The organism is Frigoribacterium sp. RIT-PI-h (assembly GCF_001297205.1).
In the GTDB taxonomy this organism is placed as follows: domain Bacteria; phylum Actinomycetota; class Actinomycetes; order Actinomycetales; family Microbacteriaceae; genus Frigoribacterium.
Map to the genome: position 1 here is coordinate 67,107 of NZ_LHOZ01000065.1, position 15,921 is coordinate 83,027.

General features: G+C 69.3%; 16 protein-coding genes. 15 read left to right on the forward strand and 1 reads right to left on the reverse strand.

Features of this window, described 5'->3' with window-relative positions:
- The first annotated feature begins 58 nt into the window (after positions 1-58).
- The 15 genes from AEQ27_RS07255 to AEQ27_RS07325 all read left to right on the forward strand — a co-directional run bounded on the left by AEQ27_RS07255 (position 59) and on the right by AEQ27_RS07325 (position 15,250).
- Positions 59-1,411: an aminotransferase class V-fold PLP-dependent enzyme gene (locus tag AEQ27_RS07255; RefSeq protein ID WP_369813611.1), complete on the forward strand. Its 1,353-nt coding sequence runs from the start codon at positions 59-61 to the stop codon at positions 1,409-1,411.
- Complete coding sequence (sufU, locus tag AEQ27_RS07260; RefSeq protein WP_054146035.1) at positions 1,408-1,857, forward strand: Fe-S cluster assembly sulfur transfer protein SufU; 450 nt, start codon at positions 1,408-1,410, stop codon at positions 1,855-1,857. The genes AEQ27_RS07255 and sufU overlap by 4 nt, the downstream gene beginning before the upstream one ends.
- A 193-nt stretch (positions 1,858-2,050) precedes the next feature.
- Positions 2,051-3,988 (forward strand): threonine--tRNA ligase, encoded by a 1,938-nt coding sequence (gene thrS / locus AEQ27_RS07265; RefSeq protein WP_235451020.1) that lies wholly within the window; start codon positions 2,051-2,053, stop codon positions 3,986-3,988.
- Positions 3,989-3,990: 2 nt separating this feature from the next.
- The gene (locus tag AEQ27_RS07270; RefSeq protein WP_054146037.1) at positions 3,991-4,575 is read left to right on the forward strand and encodes an HIT domain-containing protein; all 585 of its coding nucleotides are present in this window, start codon (positions 3,991-3,993) and stop codon (positions 4,573-4,575) included.
- 23 nt (positions 4,576-4,598) lie between these two features.
- The gene (pdxS, locus tag AEQ27_RS07275) at positions 4,599-5,513 is read left to right on the forward strand and encodes a pyridoxal 5'-phosphate synthase lyase subunit PdxS (RefSeq protein ID WP_054146179.1); all 915 of its coding nucleotides are present in this window, start codon (positions 4,599-4,601) and stop codon (positions 5,511-5,513) included.
- A gap of 19 nt (positions 5,514-5,532) precedes the next feature.
- Positions 5,533-6,141 (forward strand): pyridoxal 5'-phosphate synthase glutaminase subunit PdxT, encoded by a 609-nt coding sequence (gene pdxT / locus AEQ27_RS07280; protein ID WP_054146038.1) that lies wholly within the window; start codon positions 5,533-5,535, stop codon positions 6,139-6,141.
- A 37-nt stretch (positions 6,142-6,178) separates the two neighbouring features.
- Positions 6,179-6,940 carry a YebC/PmpR family DNA-binding transcriptional regulator gene (locus AEQ27_RS07285; RefSeq protein ID WP_054146039.1) on the forward strand — a complete coding sequence of 254 codons (762 nt, stop codon included), beginning with the start codon at positions 6,179-6,181 and terminating at the stop codon, positions 6,938-6,940.
- Positions 6,941-6,949: 9 nt separating this feature from the next.
- Positions 6,950-7,525: a crossover junction endodeoxyribonuclease RuvC gene (gene ruvC, locus AEQ27_RS07290; protein WP_054146040.1), complete on the forward strand. Its 576-nt coding sequence runs from the start codon at positions 6,950-6,952 to the stop codon at positions 7,523-7,525.
- Positions 7,522-8,136 (forward strand): Holliday junction branch migration protein RuvA, encoded by a 615-nt coding sequence (gene ruvA, locus AEQ27_RS07295; protein ID WP_054146041.1) that lies wholly within the window; start codon positions 7,522-7,524, stop codon positions 8,134-8,136. Before ruvC ends, ruvA begins: the two co-directional genes overlap by 4 nt.
- A complete protein-coding gene (ruvB, locus tag AEQ27_RS07300) occupies positions 8,133-9,158 on the forward strand; it encodes a Holliday junction branch migration DNA helicase RuvB (protein WP_054146042.1) in 1,026 nt (341 codons plus the stop codon). The genes ruvA and ruvB overlap by 4 nt, the downstream gene beginning before the upstream one ends.
- A gap of 79 nt (positions 9,159-9,237) precedes the next feature.
- On the forward strand, positions 9,238-9,651 hold the full coding sequence (gene yajC / locus AEQ27_RS07305) for a preprotein translocase subunit YajC (RefSeq protein ID WP_054146043.1): 414 nt from the start codon (positions 9,238-9,240) through the stop codon (positions 9,649-9,651).
- 96 nt (positions 9,652-9,747) lie between these two features.
- Positions 9,748-11,511 (forward strand): protein translocase subunit SecD, encoded by a 1,764-nt coding sequence (secD, locus tag AEQ27_RS07310; RefSeq protein WP_054146044.1) that lies wholly within the window; start codon positions 9,748-9,750, stop codon positions 11,509-11,511.
- Positions 11,511-12,521, forward strand: coding sequence for a protein translocase subunit SecF (gene secF / locus AEQ27_RS07315; RefSeq protein WP_054146045.1), 1,011 nt, complete (start codon positions 11,511-11,513; stop codon positions 12,519-12,521). The genes secD and secF overlap by 1 nt, the downstream gene beginning before the upstream one ends.
- Positions 12,518-12,868 carry a rhodanese-like domain-containing protein gene (locus AEQ27_RS07320; protein WP_082383327.1) on the forward strand — a complete coding sequence of 117 codons (351 nt, stop codon included), beginning with the start codon at positions 12,518-12,520 and terminating at the stop codon, positions 12,866-12,868. Before secF ends, AEQ27_RS07320 begins: the two co-directional genes overlap by 4 nt.
- Before the next feature lie 237 nt (positions 12,869-13,105).
- Positions 13,106-15,250: a bifunctional (p)ppGpp synthetase/guanosine-3',5'-bis(diphosphate) 3'-pyrophosphohydrolase gene (locus AEQ27_RS07325; protein WP_235451021.1), complete on the forward strand. Its 2,145-nt coding sequence runs from the start codon at positions 13,106-13,108 to the stop codon at positions 15,248-15,250.
- Here the strand turns inward: AEQ27_RS07325 and AEQ27_RS07330 are convergent.
- Positions 15,229-15,870, reverse strand: a complete 642-nt coding sequence (locus AEQ27_RS07330; RefSeq protein ID WP_054146046.1) for a hypothetical protein — start codon at positions 15,868-15,870, stop codon at positions 15,229-15,231. The two genes, AEQ27_RS07325 and AEQ27_RS07330, sit on opposite strands and share 22 nt — an antisense overlap.
- Positions 15,871-15,921: the final 51 nt, after the last annotated feature.

Sequence of the window (15,921 nt, forward strand, 5' to 3'; positions counted from 1 at the left end):
CTGTGTCGGCCGACGCCGGCCCCTTCGGGGTGCCTCGCTACGATCGACGGGAAGGGACATCGTGACCACCACCTCCTCCGCACCATCCACCGCCCGTCCGGGGCTGTCCGACGACGACGCCCGCCGTCTGCGCGCCGACTTCCCGCTGCTGCGGCAGGACGTCAACGGCGAGCCGCTCGCCTACCTCGACTCGGGGGCGACCGCACAGCGACCGACCGCCGTGCTCGACGCCGAGCGCCGCTTCCTCGAGACGACCAACTCGGCCGTTCACCGGGGCGCGCACACGCTCGCCGCCCTGTCGACCGAGGCCTACGAAGAGGCGCGCGAGACGGTCGCCCGCTTCGTCGGTGCCGACGTCGACGAGATCGTCTGGACCTCCAACGCGACCGACGCGCTCAACCTCGTGGCGTACGGCGTCGCGAACGCCACGCACGGCCGGGGCGGTGAGACCGCGCGACGCTTCGCCCTCGCGCCCGGTGACGAGATCGTCGTCACCGAGGCCGAGCACCACGCGAACCTCGTCCCGTGGCAGGAACTCGCCGCGACGACGGGCGCCACGCTGCGGTTCGTGCCCGTCCGGGACGACGGCACCTGGACGGTCGCCGACGCGGCGTCCGTGATCGGACCCCGCACGCGCCTCCTCGCCTTCGCCCACGTCTCGAACGTCACCGGCTTCGTCGCGCCCGTCGCCGAACTCGTGGCGCTGGCGCACGCCGTCGGTGCCCTCGTCGTCCTCGACGCCTGCCAGTCGGCGCCGCACCGTCCCGTCGACCTGCACGGCCTCGACGTCGACTTCGCCGCCTTCTCGGGTCACAAGATGCTGGGGCCCACGGGCATCGGCGTGCTCTACGGTCGGGCCGAGCTGTTGAACGCCCTGCCGCCGTTCCGCACCGGCGGCTCGATGATCACGACGGTCACGATGGAGGGCGCGGACTACCTCCGCGCCCCGCAGCGCTTCGAGGCCGGCACGCAGCCCGTGTCGCAGGCCGTGGCCCTCGCCGAGGCCGTGCGCTACCTCGACGCCGTCGGCATGGACCGCGTGCGCGAGCACGAAGAGGCCCTCGCCGACCTGCTCGTCCGCGGTCTCGACGCGATCGACGGCGTCACCGTCGTGGGACCGCCGGCCGGGGTGCCCCGGTCGGGACTCGCCAGCTTCGTCGTCGACGGGGTGCACGCCCACGACGTCGGCCAGTTCCTCGACGCCCGGGGCATCGCCGTGCGCGTCGGCCACCACTGCGCCCAACCGCTGCACCGGCGTCTCGGGGTGACGGCCACGACGCGGGCCAGCACCTACCTGTACTCGTCGAGCGACGAGGTCGACCGGTTGGTCGCCGGTGTCGCCGAGGTCCGCGACTACTTCGGCGTCGCGAGCCACACGGCCTCCGACGAGAAGGCCGAGGAGGCGCGGTGAGCGCCGCCCTCGACGGCCTGTACCAGCAGGTCATCCTCGATCACGCCAAGGCTCGGCACGGCGACGGCGAGCTGCCCGGGGCCGACGCGCAGCACCACGAACGGAACCCGACCTGCGGTGACGAGATCACCGTCCGCGTCACCCTCGAGCCCGGCACCGACCGCATCGCCGACCTGCGCTGGCAGGGCGCGGGCTGCAGCATCTCGATGGCCTCGGCCTCGGTGCTGGCGCAGCTGGCCCCGGGTCGCACGCTGGCCGAGCTCGACGCGCTCGTCGCGGAGTTCCGCGAGATGATGCGGTCCCGGGGCGCCGGTGAGCCCGACGACGAGGTCCTCGGCGACGCCGTCGTGTTCCACGGGGTCTCGAAGTTCGTCATGAGGGTGAAGTGCGGCATGCTCGCCTGGGTCGCGGCCGAGGCCTGTTCGACCGAGCTGCGCGCCGCCTGACCCGTCCGCGGCCGCGCCGTCCGTCGGGGTGGCCCCGGCCGGGCGGCGCTTCGCCGACGGCTAAAGTGGTCACCGCCCCTCGACGATAGGAACCACCGCCGTGTCCGACCAGACCGACCTCGACCCGACCGCCTCCCCAGCCCCGTCCGGCCTCTCGGCCGTCGAGGCCACCGAGACGACGACCGGCTTCGACCTGTTCACCGACAAGGCGGTCGTGGCCGTCCGCGTGGCCGGCGAGCTGCGCGACCTGGCGACCGAGCTGCAGCCGGGCGACGTCGCCGAGCCGGTCACGATCGACTCGCCCGACGGCCTGGCGATCCTGCGGCACTCGGCGGCGCACGTCATGGCCCAGGCCGTGCAGCAGATCAACCCCGAGGCGAAGCTCGGCATCGGGCCGCCCGTCACCGACGGCTTCTACTACGACTTCGACGTGGCCGAGCCCTTCACCCCCGACGACCTCAAAGCGATCGAGAAGGGCATGGAGCGCATCATCCGCCAGGGCCAGCGCTTCCGTCGCCGCGTCGTCAGCGACGACGAGGCCCGTGAACTGCTCGCCCACGAGCCGTTCAAGCTCGAGCTGATCGGGCTCAAGGGCGGGTCGGCCGACGAGCTCGGCGCCGACGGGGAGTCGGTCGAGGTCGGCGGGGCCGAACTCACGATCTACGACAACCTCGACCCGAAGACCGGCGACGTCGTGTGGTTCGACCTCTGCCGCGGTCCCCACGTGCCCAGCACGCGCCTCCTCGGCAACGCCACGAAGCTGATGCGCGTCGCGGCCGCCTACTGGCGCGGGTCCGAGAAGAACCCCCAACTGCAGCGGATCTACGGCACGGCCTGGCCCACCAAGGACGACCTGCGCGCCTACCAGGCCCGGCTCGAGGAAGCCGCCAAGCGCGACCACCGCAAGCTCGGCGCCGAGCTCGACCTCTTCTCGTTCCCCGACGAGATCGGCTCGGGCCTCGCGATCTTCCACCCCAAGGGCGGCATCATCCGTCGCCAGATGGAGGACTACTCGCGCGAGCGCCACGAGAAGGCCGGCTACGAGTTCGTCTACACCCCGCACATCACCAAGGCCGCCCTGTTCGAGACCTCGGGCCACCTGGGTTGGTACAAGGACGGCATGTTCCCGGCGATGCATCTCGACGAGGCTCGCAACGACGAGGGCGAGATCACCCGTCAGGGCGCGGACTACTACCTCAAGCCGATGAACTGCCCGATGCACATCCTGGCGTACCGCTCGTCGGCCAAGTCGTACCGCGACCTGCCGCAGCGCCTGTTCGAGTTCGGGACGGTGTACCGCAACGAGAAGTCGGGCGTCATCCACGGCCTCACCCGCGTGCGCGGCATGACCCAGGACGACGCGCACATCTTCACCACCCGGGACGACATGGCGGCCGAGCTCAAGGGCACGCTCGACTTCGTCCTCAGCCTGCTGCGCGACTACGGCCTCGACGACTTCTACCTCGAGCTCTCCACGAAGGACCCCGAGAAGTACGTGGGCGACGACGCCACCTGGGACGAGGCGACGGCGACCCTGCGACAGGTCGCGGAAGAGACCGGCCTCGAACTCGTGCCCGACCCGGCCGGGGCGGCGTTCTACGGGCCGAAGATCTCGGTCCAGGCGCGCGACGCGATCGGGCGCACCTGGCAGATGTCGACGGTCCAGCTCGACTTCAACCTGCCCGAGCGCTTCGACCTCGAGTACACGGCGGCCGACGGGTCGCGTCAGCGACCGGTGATGATCCACCGTGCGCTGTTCGGCTCGATCGAGCGCTTCTTCGGCGTGCTCACCGAGCACTACGCGGGTGCGTTCCCGGTCTGGCTGGCACCCGTCCAGGTCGTGGCGATCCCCGTCGCCGACGAGTACGGCGACTACCTCGACGAGGTCGTGGCACGCCTCCGCGAGGTCGGCGTCCGGGCCCAGGTCGACCACAGCGACGACCGCATGCCGAAGAAGATCCGCACGCACACCAAGGCCAAGGTGCCGTTCCAGCTGATCGCCGGCGAGGACGACCGTGCGGCCGGTGCCGTGAGCTTCCGCTACCGCGACGGCTCGCAGGAGAACGGCGTGCCGCTCGACGAGGCGATCGCGAAGATCGTCGCGGCCATCGAGACCAAGGCACAGGTCTGAACGTGGGCGCCGACGGGACCACGGCCGAGTCCTCCTCCGACTTCGCCGCGGTCCCGGACGCCTTCCAGCGACTCTGGACGCCCCACCGCGCCGTCTACGTCGAGGCGGGCCAGGACGCCCACGACGACTCCTGCCCGTTCTGCCGTGCGCCGTCGAGGTCCGACGACGAGGCCCTCATCGTGGCGCGGGGCGAACACGCCTACGTGTTGCTCAACCTGTACCCCTACAACCCCGGCCACCTGTTGGTCTGCCCGTACCGGCACGTCTCGACCTACGATCTCGCGACCACCGACGAGGTGGCCGAGATCGCGTCGCTGACCCAGACCGCCATGCGGGTCCTCACCCTGGTGTCGCACGCGCAGGGTTTCAACATCGGCATGAACCAGGGACAGGTCGGCGGAGCCGGCATCGCCGCCCACCTGCACCAGCACGTGGTGCCACGCTACGGCGGCGACTCGAACTTCTTCCCGATCATCGCGCAGACGAAGGCCGTCACGCAGTTGCTCGGCGACGTCCGCGTCGCGGTCGCCGAGGCCTGGCCGACCGGAGGCGCCGGTCCTGTCCCGGCGGCGTCACCCGTCCGCTGATCGGGCCTAAGATGGGGGCCATCATGAGCGACACGACCCCTGCCTCCAGCCAGTCCTCCACCACCGGTTCCAGCCGCGTCAAGCGCGGCCTCGCCGAGATGCTCAAGGGCGGCGTCATCATGGACGTCGTCAACGTCGAGCAGGCGAAGATCGCCGAAGACGCCGGGGCCGTCGCCGTCATGGCCCTCGAGCGCGTCCCCGCCGACATCCGCTCGCAGGGTGGGGTCGCCCGCATGAGCGACCCCGACATGATCGACGAGATCGTCGCCGCCGTGTCGATCCCCGTCATGGCCAAGGCCCGCATCGGCCACTTCGTCGAGGCGCAGATCCTGCAGACGCTCGGCGTCGACTACATCGACGAGTCCGAGGTCCTCAGCCCGGCCGACTACGTCAACCACATCGACAAGTGGAACTTCACCGTCCCGTTCGTCTGCGGGGCCACCAACCTGGGCGAGGCGCTGCGCCGCATCACCGAGGGCGCGGCCATGATCCGTTCCAAGGGCGAGGCCGGCACGGGTGACGTGTCCGAGGCCACCAAGCACATCCGCACGATCTCGAAAGAGATCGCCCAGCTGCAGGGCCTCAAGGCCGACGAGCTCTACGTCGCCGCGAAAGAGCTGCAGGCGCCCTTCGAGCTCGTGAGGGAGATCGCCGAGACCGGCAAGCTGCCCGTCGTCCTCTTCACCGCCGGGGGAGTCGCCACGCCTGCGGACGCGGCGCTCATGATGCAGCTCGGTGCCGACGGCGTCTTCGTCGGTTCGGGCATCTTCAAGTCGGGCAACCCGGCCGATCGCGCCAAGGCCATCGTCAAGGCCACGACCTTCTTCGACGACCCCCAGGTCGTGGCCGACGCCTCACGCGGTCTCGGCGAGGCCATGGTGGGCATCAACGTGCCCGACCTCCCCGCGCCCCACCGCCTCGCCGAGCGCGGCTGGTGACCCCCGGGGTCGATCGTCGGTGACCACCGAACCAACACCTCGCGTCGGGGTCCTGGCCCTGCAGGGCGACTTCCGTGAGCACCTGACCGTCCTCACCTCGTTGGGGGCCGAGACCGTCCCCGTCCGCCGTGCGTCCGAACTCGACGACATCGACGGCCTGGTCATCCCAGGTGGCGAGTCCAGTGTCATGGACAAGCTGTCGCGCATGTTCGACCTCGACGAAACCCTCCGACGAGCCATCGGGTCAGGGTTACCTGTCTACGGCACGTGTGCCGGGCTCATCATGCTCGCCGACCGCATCGTCGACGGCATCCCGGGGCAGCGGAGCCTCGGCGGCCTGGACGTCTCGGTGCGGCGCAACGCCTTCGGCTCGCAGACCGAATCGTTCGAGACCGACGTCGACGTCCCCGTGCTCGACGGTCCGCCGGTGCACGCGGTGTTCATCCGGGCCCCGGTGGTCGACGAGGTCGGGCCGGCCGCGACGGCCATCGGCGTCCTCGAGGACGGCCGGGTCGTCGCCGTCGAGCAGGGCCCTCTGATGGGCACCTCGTTCCACCCCGAGGTCACCGACGACCTCCGGTTCCACGCGCGGTTCCTCGACAAGGCCCGTGCGCGGGCGTCGCGGTAGACTCGTCGCGATCCACGTCAGCATCTGAAGGAGCACCGTGTCCGGGCATTCCAAGTGGGCAACGACCAAGCACAAGAAGGCCGTCATCGACAGCCGCCGTGCCAAGTCGTTCGCCAAGCTCATCAAGAACATCGAGGTCGCGGCCAAGCAGGGCGGTGCCGACATGTCCGGCAACCCCACGCTGGTCGACGCCGTCCAGAAGGCCAAGAAGACCTCGGTCCCCAACGACAACATCGACCGCGCCATCAAGCGCGGCGCCGGTCTCAGCGGCGAGAGCGTCGACTACCAGACCATCATGTACGAGGGCTACGGCCCGAACGGCGTCGCCCTGTTGATCGAGTGCCTCACCGACAACAAGAACCGCGCGGCCGCCAACGTCCGCACCGTGATGTCCCGCAACGCTGGCACCATGGCCGACCCCGGCAGCGTGGCCTACAACTTCAGCCGCAAGGGCGTCATCGCCGTCATGAAGACTGGCGACCTCACCGAGGACGACGTCCTCACGGCCGTCCTCGACGCCGGGGCCGAAGAGGTCACCGACCGCGGTGAGGGCTTCGAGATCGTGACCGAGGCCTCCGACCTCGTCCCGGCCCGCTCGGCCCTGCAGGACGCCGGCATCGACTACGACTCGGCCGACATCGAATTCGTCCCCGGGCTCAAGATCGAGGTCGACCTCGAGACGGCCCGCAAGGTCTTCCGGCTCATCGATGCCCTCGACGACGACGACGACGTGCAGAACGTCTACGCGAACCACGACGTCCCCGCCGACGTGCAGGCCGCGCTCGACGACGAAGAATAGGTCGCCGCGGTGACGCTCCGGGTGCTCGGCATCGACCCCGGGCTCACCCGGTGCGGGGTGGGGGTCGTCGAGGTCGACGCCCAGCGACGCGCGACCCTCGTCGACGTGCAGGTCATCCGCACGGCCCCCGACCTCGCCCTCGAACTGCGTCTCCTCGCCCTCGGTCGTGGTCTCGACGCACTCATCGACGAACACCGACCGGACGCCGTGGCGATCGAGCGGGTCTTCGCCCAGCAGAACGTCCGCAGCGTCATGGGCGTCGCGCAGGTCAGCGGTCTCGCCCTTCGTGCCGCGGCCGAGCGCGACATCCCCGTCACGCTGCACACACCGTCCGAGGTCAAGGCGGCCGTGACCGGGTACGGGTCGGCCGACAAGAAGCAGGTCGGCACGATGGTCGCCCGGTTGCTCGGGCTCGCCGAGGCGCCCCGACCGGCGGACGCCGCAGACGCCCTGGCCCTGGCCATCTGCCATGCCTGGCGGGGCGCGCCCGTCGCGGCCCGCGCCTCCTCGGGGTCGCTCACACCGGCCCAGCGAGCGTGGCGCGACGCCGAGAAGTCGGTGCGCACTCCTAGGCTGGGGGCATGATCTCGAGTGTCCGCGGTACCGTCCTGTCCGCGTCCGGCACGTCGGTCGTGGTCGAGGTCGGCGGGGTGGGCCTCCGGGTGTCGGTCACGCCACACCTCGCGTTGACGGTTCGCGTCGGAGAACAGGCGCTCGTGCACACGGCGTTGATAGTCCGCGAGGACGACCTCTCGCTCTTCGGGTTCGCCGAGCGTGAAGAACTCGAGGTCTTCGACCTGCTGCGCAGCGTCACCGGAGTCGGGCCGAAGTCGGCCCAGGGCGTCCTGTCGACTCTCACGCCCCATCAGGTCGCCACCGCCGTGGCGGACGACGACGACGCAGCCTTCCGCCGCGTCTCGGGCATCGGCCCCAAGACGGCCAAACTGATCGTCCTGTCGTTGGCCGGCAAGCTCGACGTGGCACCGAGTGCACCGACCGTCACGGCCGCGTCCACGACCGCCGCCGACGTGCTCGTCGCATTGGTCGGGCTCGGCTGGTCCGAGCGCGAGGCCCAGGCCGCCATCGACGCCGTCGTGGCCGACCGGGGTGATGCCGTCGCGGTCGCCGTGCCGCAGCTGCTGCGTGCGTCGCTCGGCCACCTGGGTCCGCAGAAATCCGCCGGGGCCCGCTCGTGAGCGACGACGACCTGACCCGCCCCACGCTCGAATCCGAGGCCGAGTTGGCCTTCGAGGGGGCGCTGCGGCCCACCTCGCTCGGCGAGTTCGTCGGCCAGACCAAGGTGCGGGGCCAGCTCGAGCTGCTGCTCAAGGCTGCGACGATGCAGGGCCGCACCCCCGACCACATCCTCCTCGCGGGGCCGCCCGGGCTCGGCAAGACGACCCTGGCCATGATCGTGGCCCACGAGGGGTCACGGCCGTTGCGCATGTCGTCGGGTCCGGCGATCCAGCACGCGGGCGACCTGGCCGCCGTCCTCTCCGCACTCGTGCCGGGCGAGGTGCTCTTCATCGACGAGATCCACCGCATGGCGCGGCCGGCCGAAGAGATGCTGTACCTCGCGATGGAGGACTACCGCATCGACATCATGGTGGGCAAGGGAGCGGGCGCGACCAGCATCCCGCTCGAGCTGTCGCCCTTCACGCTCGTCGGCGCGACCACCCGCAGCGGACTGCTGCCGAACCCCCTGCGCGACCGATTCGGCTTCACGGCGCACCTCGAGTTCTACGACGAGGCCGAACTGACCGAGGTCCTCCGTCGGGCGGCTTCGCTGCTCGACATCGTCATCGACAGTGCCGCCCTGGCCGAGATCGCCGGCCGCTGCCGCGGCACGCCCCGCATCGCGAACCGCCTGCTCCGGCGCGTGCGCGATTACGCGCTCGTCCACGGGCGGGACGCCGACCTGACGACCGTGCGCGAGGCACTCGACCTCTACGACGTCGATTCGCTCGGGCTCGACCGCCTCGACCGCGAGGTCGTCCAGACGGTGTTGACCCGTTTCGGCGGCGGGCCCGTCGGCCTGAACACGCTCGCGGTCTCGGTGGGCGAAGAGGCCGACACGATCGAGTCCGTCGTCGAGCCGTTCCTGGTCCGCGTCGGCCTGCTCACCCGCACGCCTCGGGGCCGCATCGCGACTCCCGAGGCCTGGCGGCACTTCGGTCTGGCGCACGCCTCAGGGGCGCTCTTCGGCGATGACCTATAATTCCTCCAGGTCCGAGGCCGTCGCTCGCTGAAGCGAGTCCCGCTCGGCCCACACCCCCAACAGCGAAAGGGAGTTCCGCATGGATCCCGCAACCCTCATCATGGTCCTCCTCCTGGTGGTCCTCGTGTTCTTCATGTTCCGCAACAAGAAGAAGCGCGACCGTCAGCAGGCCGAACTGCAGAACAAGCTGGTCCCCGGCGTCGAGGTCATGCTGTCGTTCGGCGTTTACGGCACCGTCGTCTCCATCGACGACGAGAACAACGTGGCCGAGGTCGAGGTCTCGCCCGGCACGGTCCTGAAGGTCCACCGTCAGACCCTGGGTCGTGTCGTCGAGCCGGTCATCGACGAGCCCGTCACCGACGACGCCGACTCGCTGACCAAGGGCAGCACCGAGCACGACCGCGTCATCGGCGACGCGCCCGAGTTCGGTGAGCGCGCCACGTCCGCACCGGTGGACTCGACCGTCACCAAAGACACCGACAACAAGGCCTGACCTGACGACCGTCCCGACCGCCTGGCGCGGTCGGGCCCGATCCACGGCGCGCGCTCCGGGTGGGCGCGCGCTCCCATGAGAAAGCAGAGTTCCTCCGTGGCACGCTCGACGCCGGTGAAGAAAGCAATACGATCCCTGACCTGGTTGTTGGTCATCATCGCCGGCCTCACGGCCCTGAACGGCACGGCCACGTTCCTCAACGACTCCGGTCGTGACGGCTGGTGGGACGGGGCCAGCTGGGTGCCCGAGCTCGCCCTCGACCTGCAAGGCGGGACGCAGATCACCCTCGCGGCCCAACTCCAGAGCGGCGAGACGGTGTCGTCCCAGCAACTCGACCAGGCGGTCACGATCATCCGGCAGCGCATCGACTCGGCCGGCGTCTCGGAATCCGAGATCACCAAGCAGGGCACGCAGAACATCGTCGTCTCCATCCCGGGGCGACCCGACAACGCGACCCTCGAGCGCATCGAGGCGTCGGCCAAGCTGACCTTCCGCCCCGTGCTCTACACCGAGGCCGTGTCGAACGCCGCGGTCGGCGGAGAAGGCGACGGTGCCACGGCCAGCCCGACCGCCACGCCTTACACCCCCAACCCCGACCTCGAGAGCACGCCGACGGCGTCCCCGACGAACGCGTCCGACCTGTCCTGGATCACTCCTCAGCTCGCCGACCTCTACCAGAACTACGACTGCGCGGCCGAGAACGACCTGGCCACCGCCCGTGACGACGAGCCGCTCGTGACCTGCTCCACCGACGGCACGGCCAAGTACATCCTCGGTCCGGTCGAGGTGCAGGGCTCGGACATCAGCGACGCCACGAACGGTCTCGCCGCCGACTCGCAGGGCAACTCGACGAACACCTGGGCGGTCAACCTCGAGTTCGACGGTCAGGGCACCGACCGGTTCTCCGAGGTCACCTCGCGCCTCGTCTCATTGCAGGCGCCGCAGAACCAGTTCGCCGTGACCCTCGACAACCAGGTCATCACCGCTCCCTCCGCCAACGCCGCCATCACCGACGGCCGGGCCCAGATCACGGGCCAGTTCACGCAGGACTCCTCGAAGACCCTCGCCGACCAGCTGAAGTTCGGCGCCCTGCCGTTGAGCTTCTCGGTCCAGAGCAACGAGACGATCACCGCGACCCTGGGGCAGACCCAGCTGGTCAGCGGTCTCATCGCCGGGCTCATCGGTCTGATCCTGGTCGTCATCTACTCGCTCATCCAGTACCGGGCCCTCGCCTTCGTGACGGTGCTGTCGCTCGTCATCGCCGCTGTCCTCACCTACCTCGTGATCGCCATCCTGTCCTGGCGCGAGGGGTACCGTCTCTCGCTCGCAGGGGTGACAGGTCTGATCGTGGCGATCGGCATCACGGCCGACTCCTTCATCGTCTACTTCGAACGCATCCGCGACGAACTGCGCGACGGCCGCATTCTCGAGAGCGCCGTCGAATCGGGCTGGAAGCGCGCCATCCGCACCATCGTCGCCTCCGACACGGTCAACTTCCTGGCGGCCATCACGCTCTTCATCCTCGCCGTCGGCAACGTCAAGGGCTTCGCGCTCACCCTGGGCATCACCACGGTGATCGACCTCATCGTCGTCTCGCTGTTCACGCACCCCATGCTCCAACTGATCGCCCGGACGCGGTTCTTCGGTGAGGGGCACTCGTTCAGCGGGCTCGACCCCCGTGCCCTCGGCGCCGTCTACCGTGGGCGGGCGCAGTTCCGCACCCCGGCCGTCGCCGGCCGCAAGGGAGCGGGCGGCCGCGAAGCCGTCAAGCGTCAGACCATCGCCGAGCGGAAAGCCGCCGAGAAGAACACCGAGCGCGTCGACACGTCGACCGCCGGTGAAGGGAAGAAGGACTCCTGATGGCCAGTTTTTCGAAATTCGGCAACGACCTCTACACCGGTGCTCGGTCGTACGACATCGTCGGTCACCGCCGCCGCTGGTACTGGATCGCGGCCCTCGTCATCCTCATCTCGGTCACCGTCCCGTTCCTCCGTGGAGGCTTCCACTTCGGCATCGAGTTCACGGGCGGTTCGGAGTTCCAGATCGCTCAGCCGGCGGAGCTCGACCAGGACGTCGCCTCGGCGACCGTGGACGAGGTCGCGCCGGGGTCGAACCCCCGGGTCACCCAGGTGGGCACCGACACGATCCGCGTGCAGACCTCGCAGCTCGAGGCCGCCCAGACGAACGACGTGGCGGCAGCCTTGGCCACGGCGTACGACGTCCCCGACGACCGGGTCACCTCGTCCTTCATCGGTGCCTCATGGGGTGCCGACATCACGAGCCAGGCGATCAAGGGGCTCGTGATCTTCCTGATCCTCGCCGCGATCGGCATGACCCTCTACTTCCGCACCTGGAAGATGTCGCTGGCGGCCATGGCCGCCCTGCTTCACGACCTCGTCCTGACCGCGGGCATCTACGGCATCGTCGGCTTCGAGGTCACTCCGGCTGCGGTCATCGGCTTCCTGACGATCCTCGGCTACTCGCTCTACGACACCGTGGTGGTGTTCGACAAGATCCGGGAGAACACGACCGACGACGGCGAGGGTTCACGACGCACGTTCGGGCAATCGGTGAACCTGGCGGTCAACCAGACGCTCGTCCGGTCGATCAACACGTCGGTGGTGGCGCTCCTCCCCGTCGCGGCCATCCTCTTCATCGGCGCATTCGTCCTCGGAGCCGGCACCCTCCGCGACATCTCTCTGGCCCTGTTCATCGGCATCCTGGTCGGTACCTATTCGACGATCTTCATCGCCTCGCCGCTCTACGCCACCCTGCGCCTGCGTGAGCCCGACATCGCCAAACGCGACGCCCGGAAGCTCGAGGCACAGAAGACCGAACCGCTCACCGTCGACGAGACGGTGGGCGCATGAGCGGCGGCGACCGTCGACCCGAGATCGGGGCCGACGCGGCCATCGAGGCCCTGACCGCGGGCGAGTACCTGCTCGACGTCCGAGAGCAGCACGAGTGGGACGAAGCGCACGCGCCCGGCGCGACGCTGATCCCGCTCTCCGAGCTGAACGATCGGGTCGACGAGGTCCCCACCGATCGCCCCGTCCTCGTCGTCTGCCACTCGGGCATGCGCTCGGCCCGTGCGACGGATGCCCTCCGCGGCATCGGTGTGGACGCCCGGAACGTCGTCGGGGGGATGCTCGCCTGGCGTGACGCCGGCGGTGTGGTCGTGGCCGGGGACGAACACCCCGTGTCGTCGGCCGACTGACTGCCGGCGGGTACCCTTGACCGCACGGAGTCCCCGACCGGCCCTGACGGCCGGTGGTGTCACTCCGACCCGAGAGAACGAGGTGCTGCCGTGACCGAGATCACGACACGGAACAACTCCGCACCGTCCGAGGTGCCCGGTGGTCAGAACACGGCCTCGTTGCGGACGCTCCTGCCCCGTCTCTTCTCACGGAGCCAGCCGGCGGGCGCCGTCGACCGGTTGATCAAGACGGTGCGCATGCACCATCCCAAGGCCGACGTCGTCCTCATCGAGCGGGCGTACTCCGTCGCCGAGAAGGCCCACACGGGTCAGCTCCGCAAGAGCGGCGAGCCCTACATCACCCACCCGGTCGCGGTGGCACAGATCCTCGCCGATCTGGGCATCGGTTCCAAGACCATCGCGGCCGCGCTCCTCCACGACACCGTCGAGGACACCGACTACACGCTGGCCATGCTGCAGCGCGACTTCGGTGACGAGATCGCGATGCTGGTCGACGGGGTCACCAAACTCGACAAGCTCAAATACGGCGACAGCGCGCAGGCCGAGACCGTCCGCAAGATGGTCGTCGCCATGTCGAAAGACATCCGGGTGCTCGTCATCAAGTTGGCCGACAGGCTCCACAACGCGCGCACCTGGGGCTTCGTCGAGTCGGCGTCGGCCACCCGCAAGGCCACCGAGACCCTCGAGATCTACGCCCCCCTGGCCCACCGACTCGGCATCCAGACCATCAAGTGGGAGCTCGAGGACCTCTCGTTCGCCGTTCTCCACCCCAAGCTCTACGTCGAGATCGACAACCTGGTGAAGCAGCGCACGCCGCAGCGCGAGCAGTTCGTCCAGAACGTCATCAACGCTGTCAAATCCGACCTCAAGTCGACGAAGATCAGGGGCGACGTCATGGGTCGACCCAAGCAGTATTACTCGATCTACCAGAAGATGATCGTCCGGGGTCGCGAGTTCGACGAGATCTACGACCTCGTCGGCATCCGCATCCTCGTCAACTCGCTCCGCGACTGCTACGCCGTGCTGGGGTCGATCCATGCCCGGTGGAACCCCATCCCTGGCCGTTTCAAGGACTACATCGCGACGCCGAAGTTCAACCTGTACCAGTCGTTGCACACGACCGTGATCGGCCCCAAGGGGCGACCCGTCGAGATCCAGATCCGGACCCACGAGATGCACCAGCGGGCCGAGTTCGGCGTGGCCGCCCACTGGAAGTACAAGCAGCGCATGAACGGTGGGCGTGACGACCAGGGCGGCGCCAAGACCGAGACCGACATGGCCTGGCTCGCACACATCTCGGACTGGCAGGCCGAGACCGCCGATCCCAGCGAGTTCCTCGACAGCCTCCGGTTCGAGATCGGCGCCAAAGAGGTCTACGTCTTCACGCCCCAGGGCAAGGTGATCGGCCTTCCGTCGGGTGCCACCCCGGTCGACTTCGCCTACGCCGTGCACACGGAGGTCGGCCACCGCACCATGGGCGCGAAGGTCAACGGACGACTCGTGCCGCTCGAGAGCGTCCTGTCGAGCGGTGACGTCGTCGAGGTCTTCACCTCCAAGAACCCCGACTCGGGGCCGAGTCAGGACTGGCTCGCCTTCGTCAAGAGCCCCCGCGCCCGGAACAAGATCCGTCAGTGGTTCACGAAAGAGCGCCGCGACGAGGCCATGGAGCAGGGCAAGGACGCCATCGCCCGGGCCATGCGGAAGCAGAACCTGCCGCTCCAGAAGCTGATGACGCAGGACAGCATCGCCGAAGTCGCCGCCACCATGCGATACGACGACGTGTCGAGCCTCTACGCCGCCGTCGGCGAGGGCCACATCTCCACCCAGTCCGTCATCGAGAAGATCCTCGCGGCGGTCCACACGCAGACCGAGGTCGACGAGGGCGAGTTCGAGTTCCCCAGTCAGGGTCGGGCACGACCCCTGCGCAACAGCGACTCGGGCGTGCTGGTCCGTGGGGCGCCCGACATTCTGGTGAAGCTCGCCAAGTGCTGTACGCCGGTGCCCGGCGACCAGATCGTCGGCTTCGTGACCCGGGGTCAGGGCGTCAGCGTCCACCAGGCCAACTGCCACAACGTCCAGGGGCTGCTGAAAGAGCCCGAGCGGATGATCGAGGTCGAGTGGGCCCCGTCGTCGAAGAGCGTGTTCATGGTGCAGATCCAGATCGAGGCCCTCGATCGCAGCGGATTGCTCTCGGACGTCACACGCGTGCTCTCGGAGCACCACGTGAACATCCTCTCCGCGACGGTCTCCACCTCGACCGAACGGCTCGCTCTCAGTCGGTTCGTGTTCGAGATGGGTGACACCACGCACCTCGACCGCGTCCTGAACGCGGTCCGACGCATCGACGCCGTGTACGACGTCTACCGGGTCAGCGCCGGCTGAATCCCGATCGCCGCCGCCCGACGGGGCGGATGTGCGTCGTCTCGAGGCGATTCGACACCCACCTGAGTGGGAGCATCGCCCGCACAGACGTGGACGAGGCGGTGGACTGCCCGCGCTCGGGGGGGGAGCCGCCCGCGGCGATCGAGGACGGCCACCGCCTCGGCGGATGTGACGCCCTGCTGAGTCGACACGTCCCCTGCGGCCGTCTCGTCCTGTGGCGTCCAGTTGTCGCGGCGGGCCCGGGCGCCCCCGGTCCGGGCCGGGGTCGCGGCCGCCACACCGCGGGCGGTGACGATCTCGTCGTCGTCGATGACGACCTGTCGGATCACCGACCCCCGGCCTCGATGTTTCACTCTGGCCGGCGACACCACCAGACCGGAGTGGGGGAGTGGCGCCGGCCCTCGCGCGCCCCAGACCCAGGCGGCCGTCCGCTCGGCGGCGACGACTCCGGCCCCGAGGGCGGACCCCACCGCGATGGCTCGACCGACGTGGTCGTCGATCTCGGCGATGCTGCGCCACGAATCACCGACGGCGTAGACCTGGCCGTCCAGCGCTGCCGCCCGGAGTTCGGTTTCGGGCAGGTCGTCGTCCGTCAGGACCAGGGGGAGTCGCACAGGCATGTGCCCACCCTGGCCGACCCCGCCCGAGACGACGAACCGCCCGACCCTCCC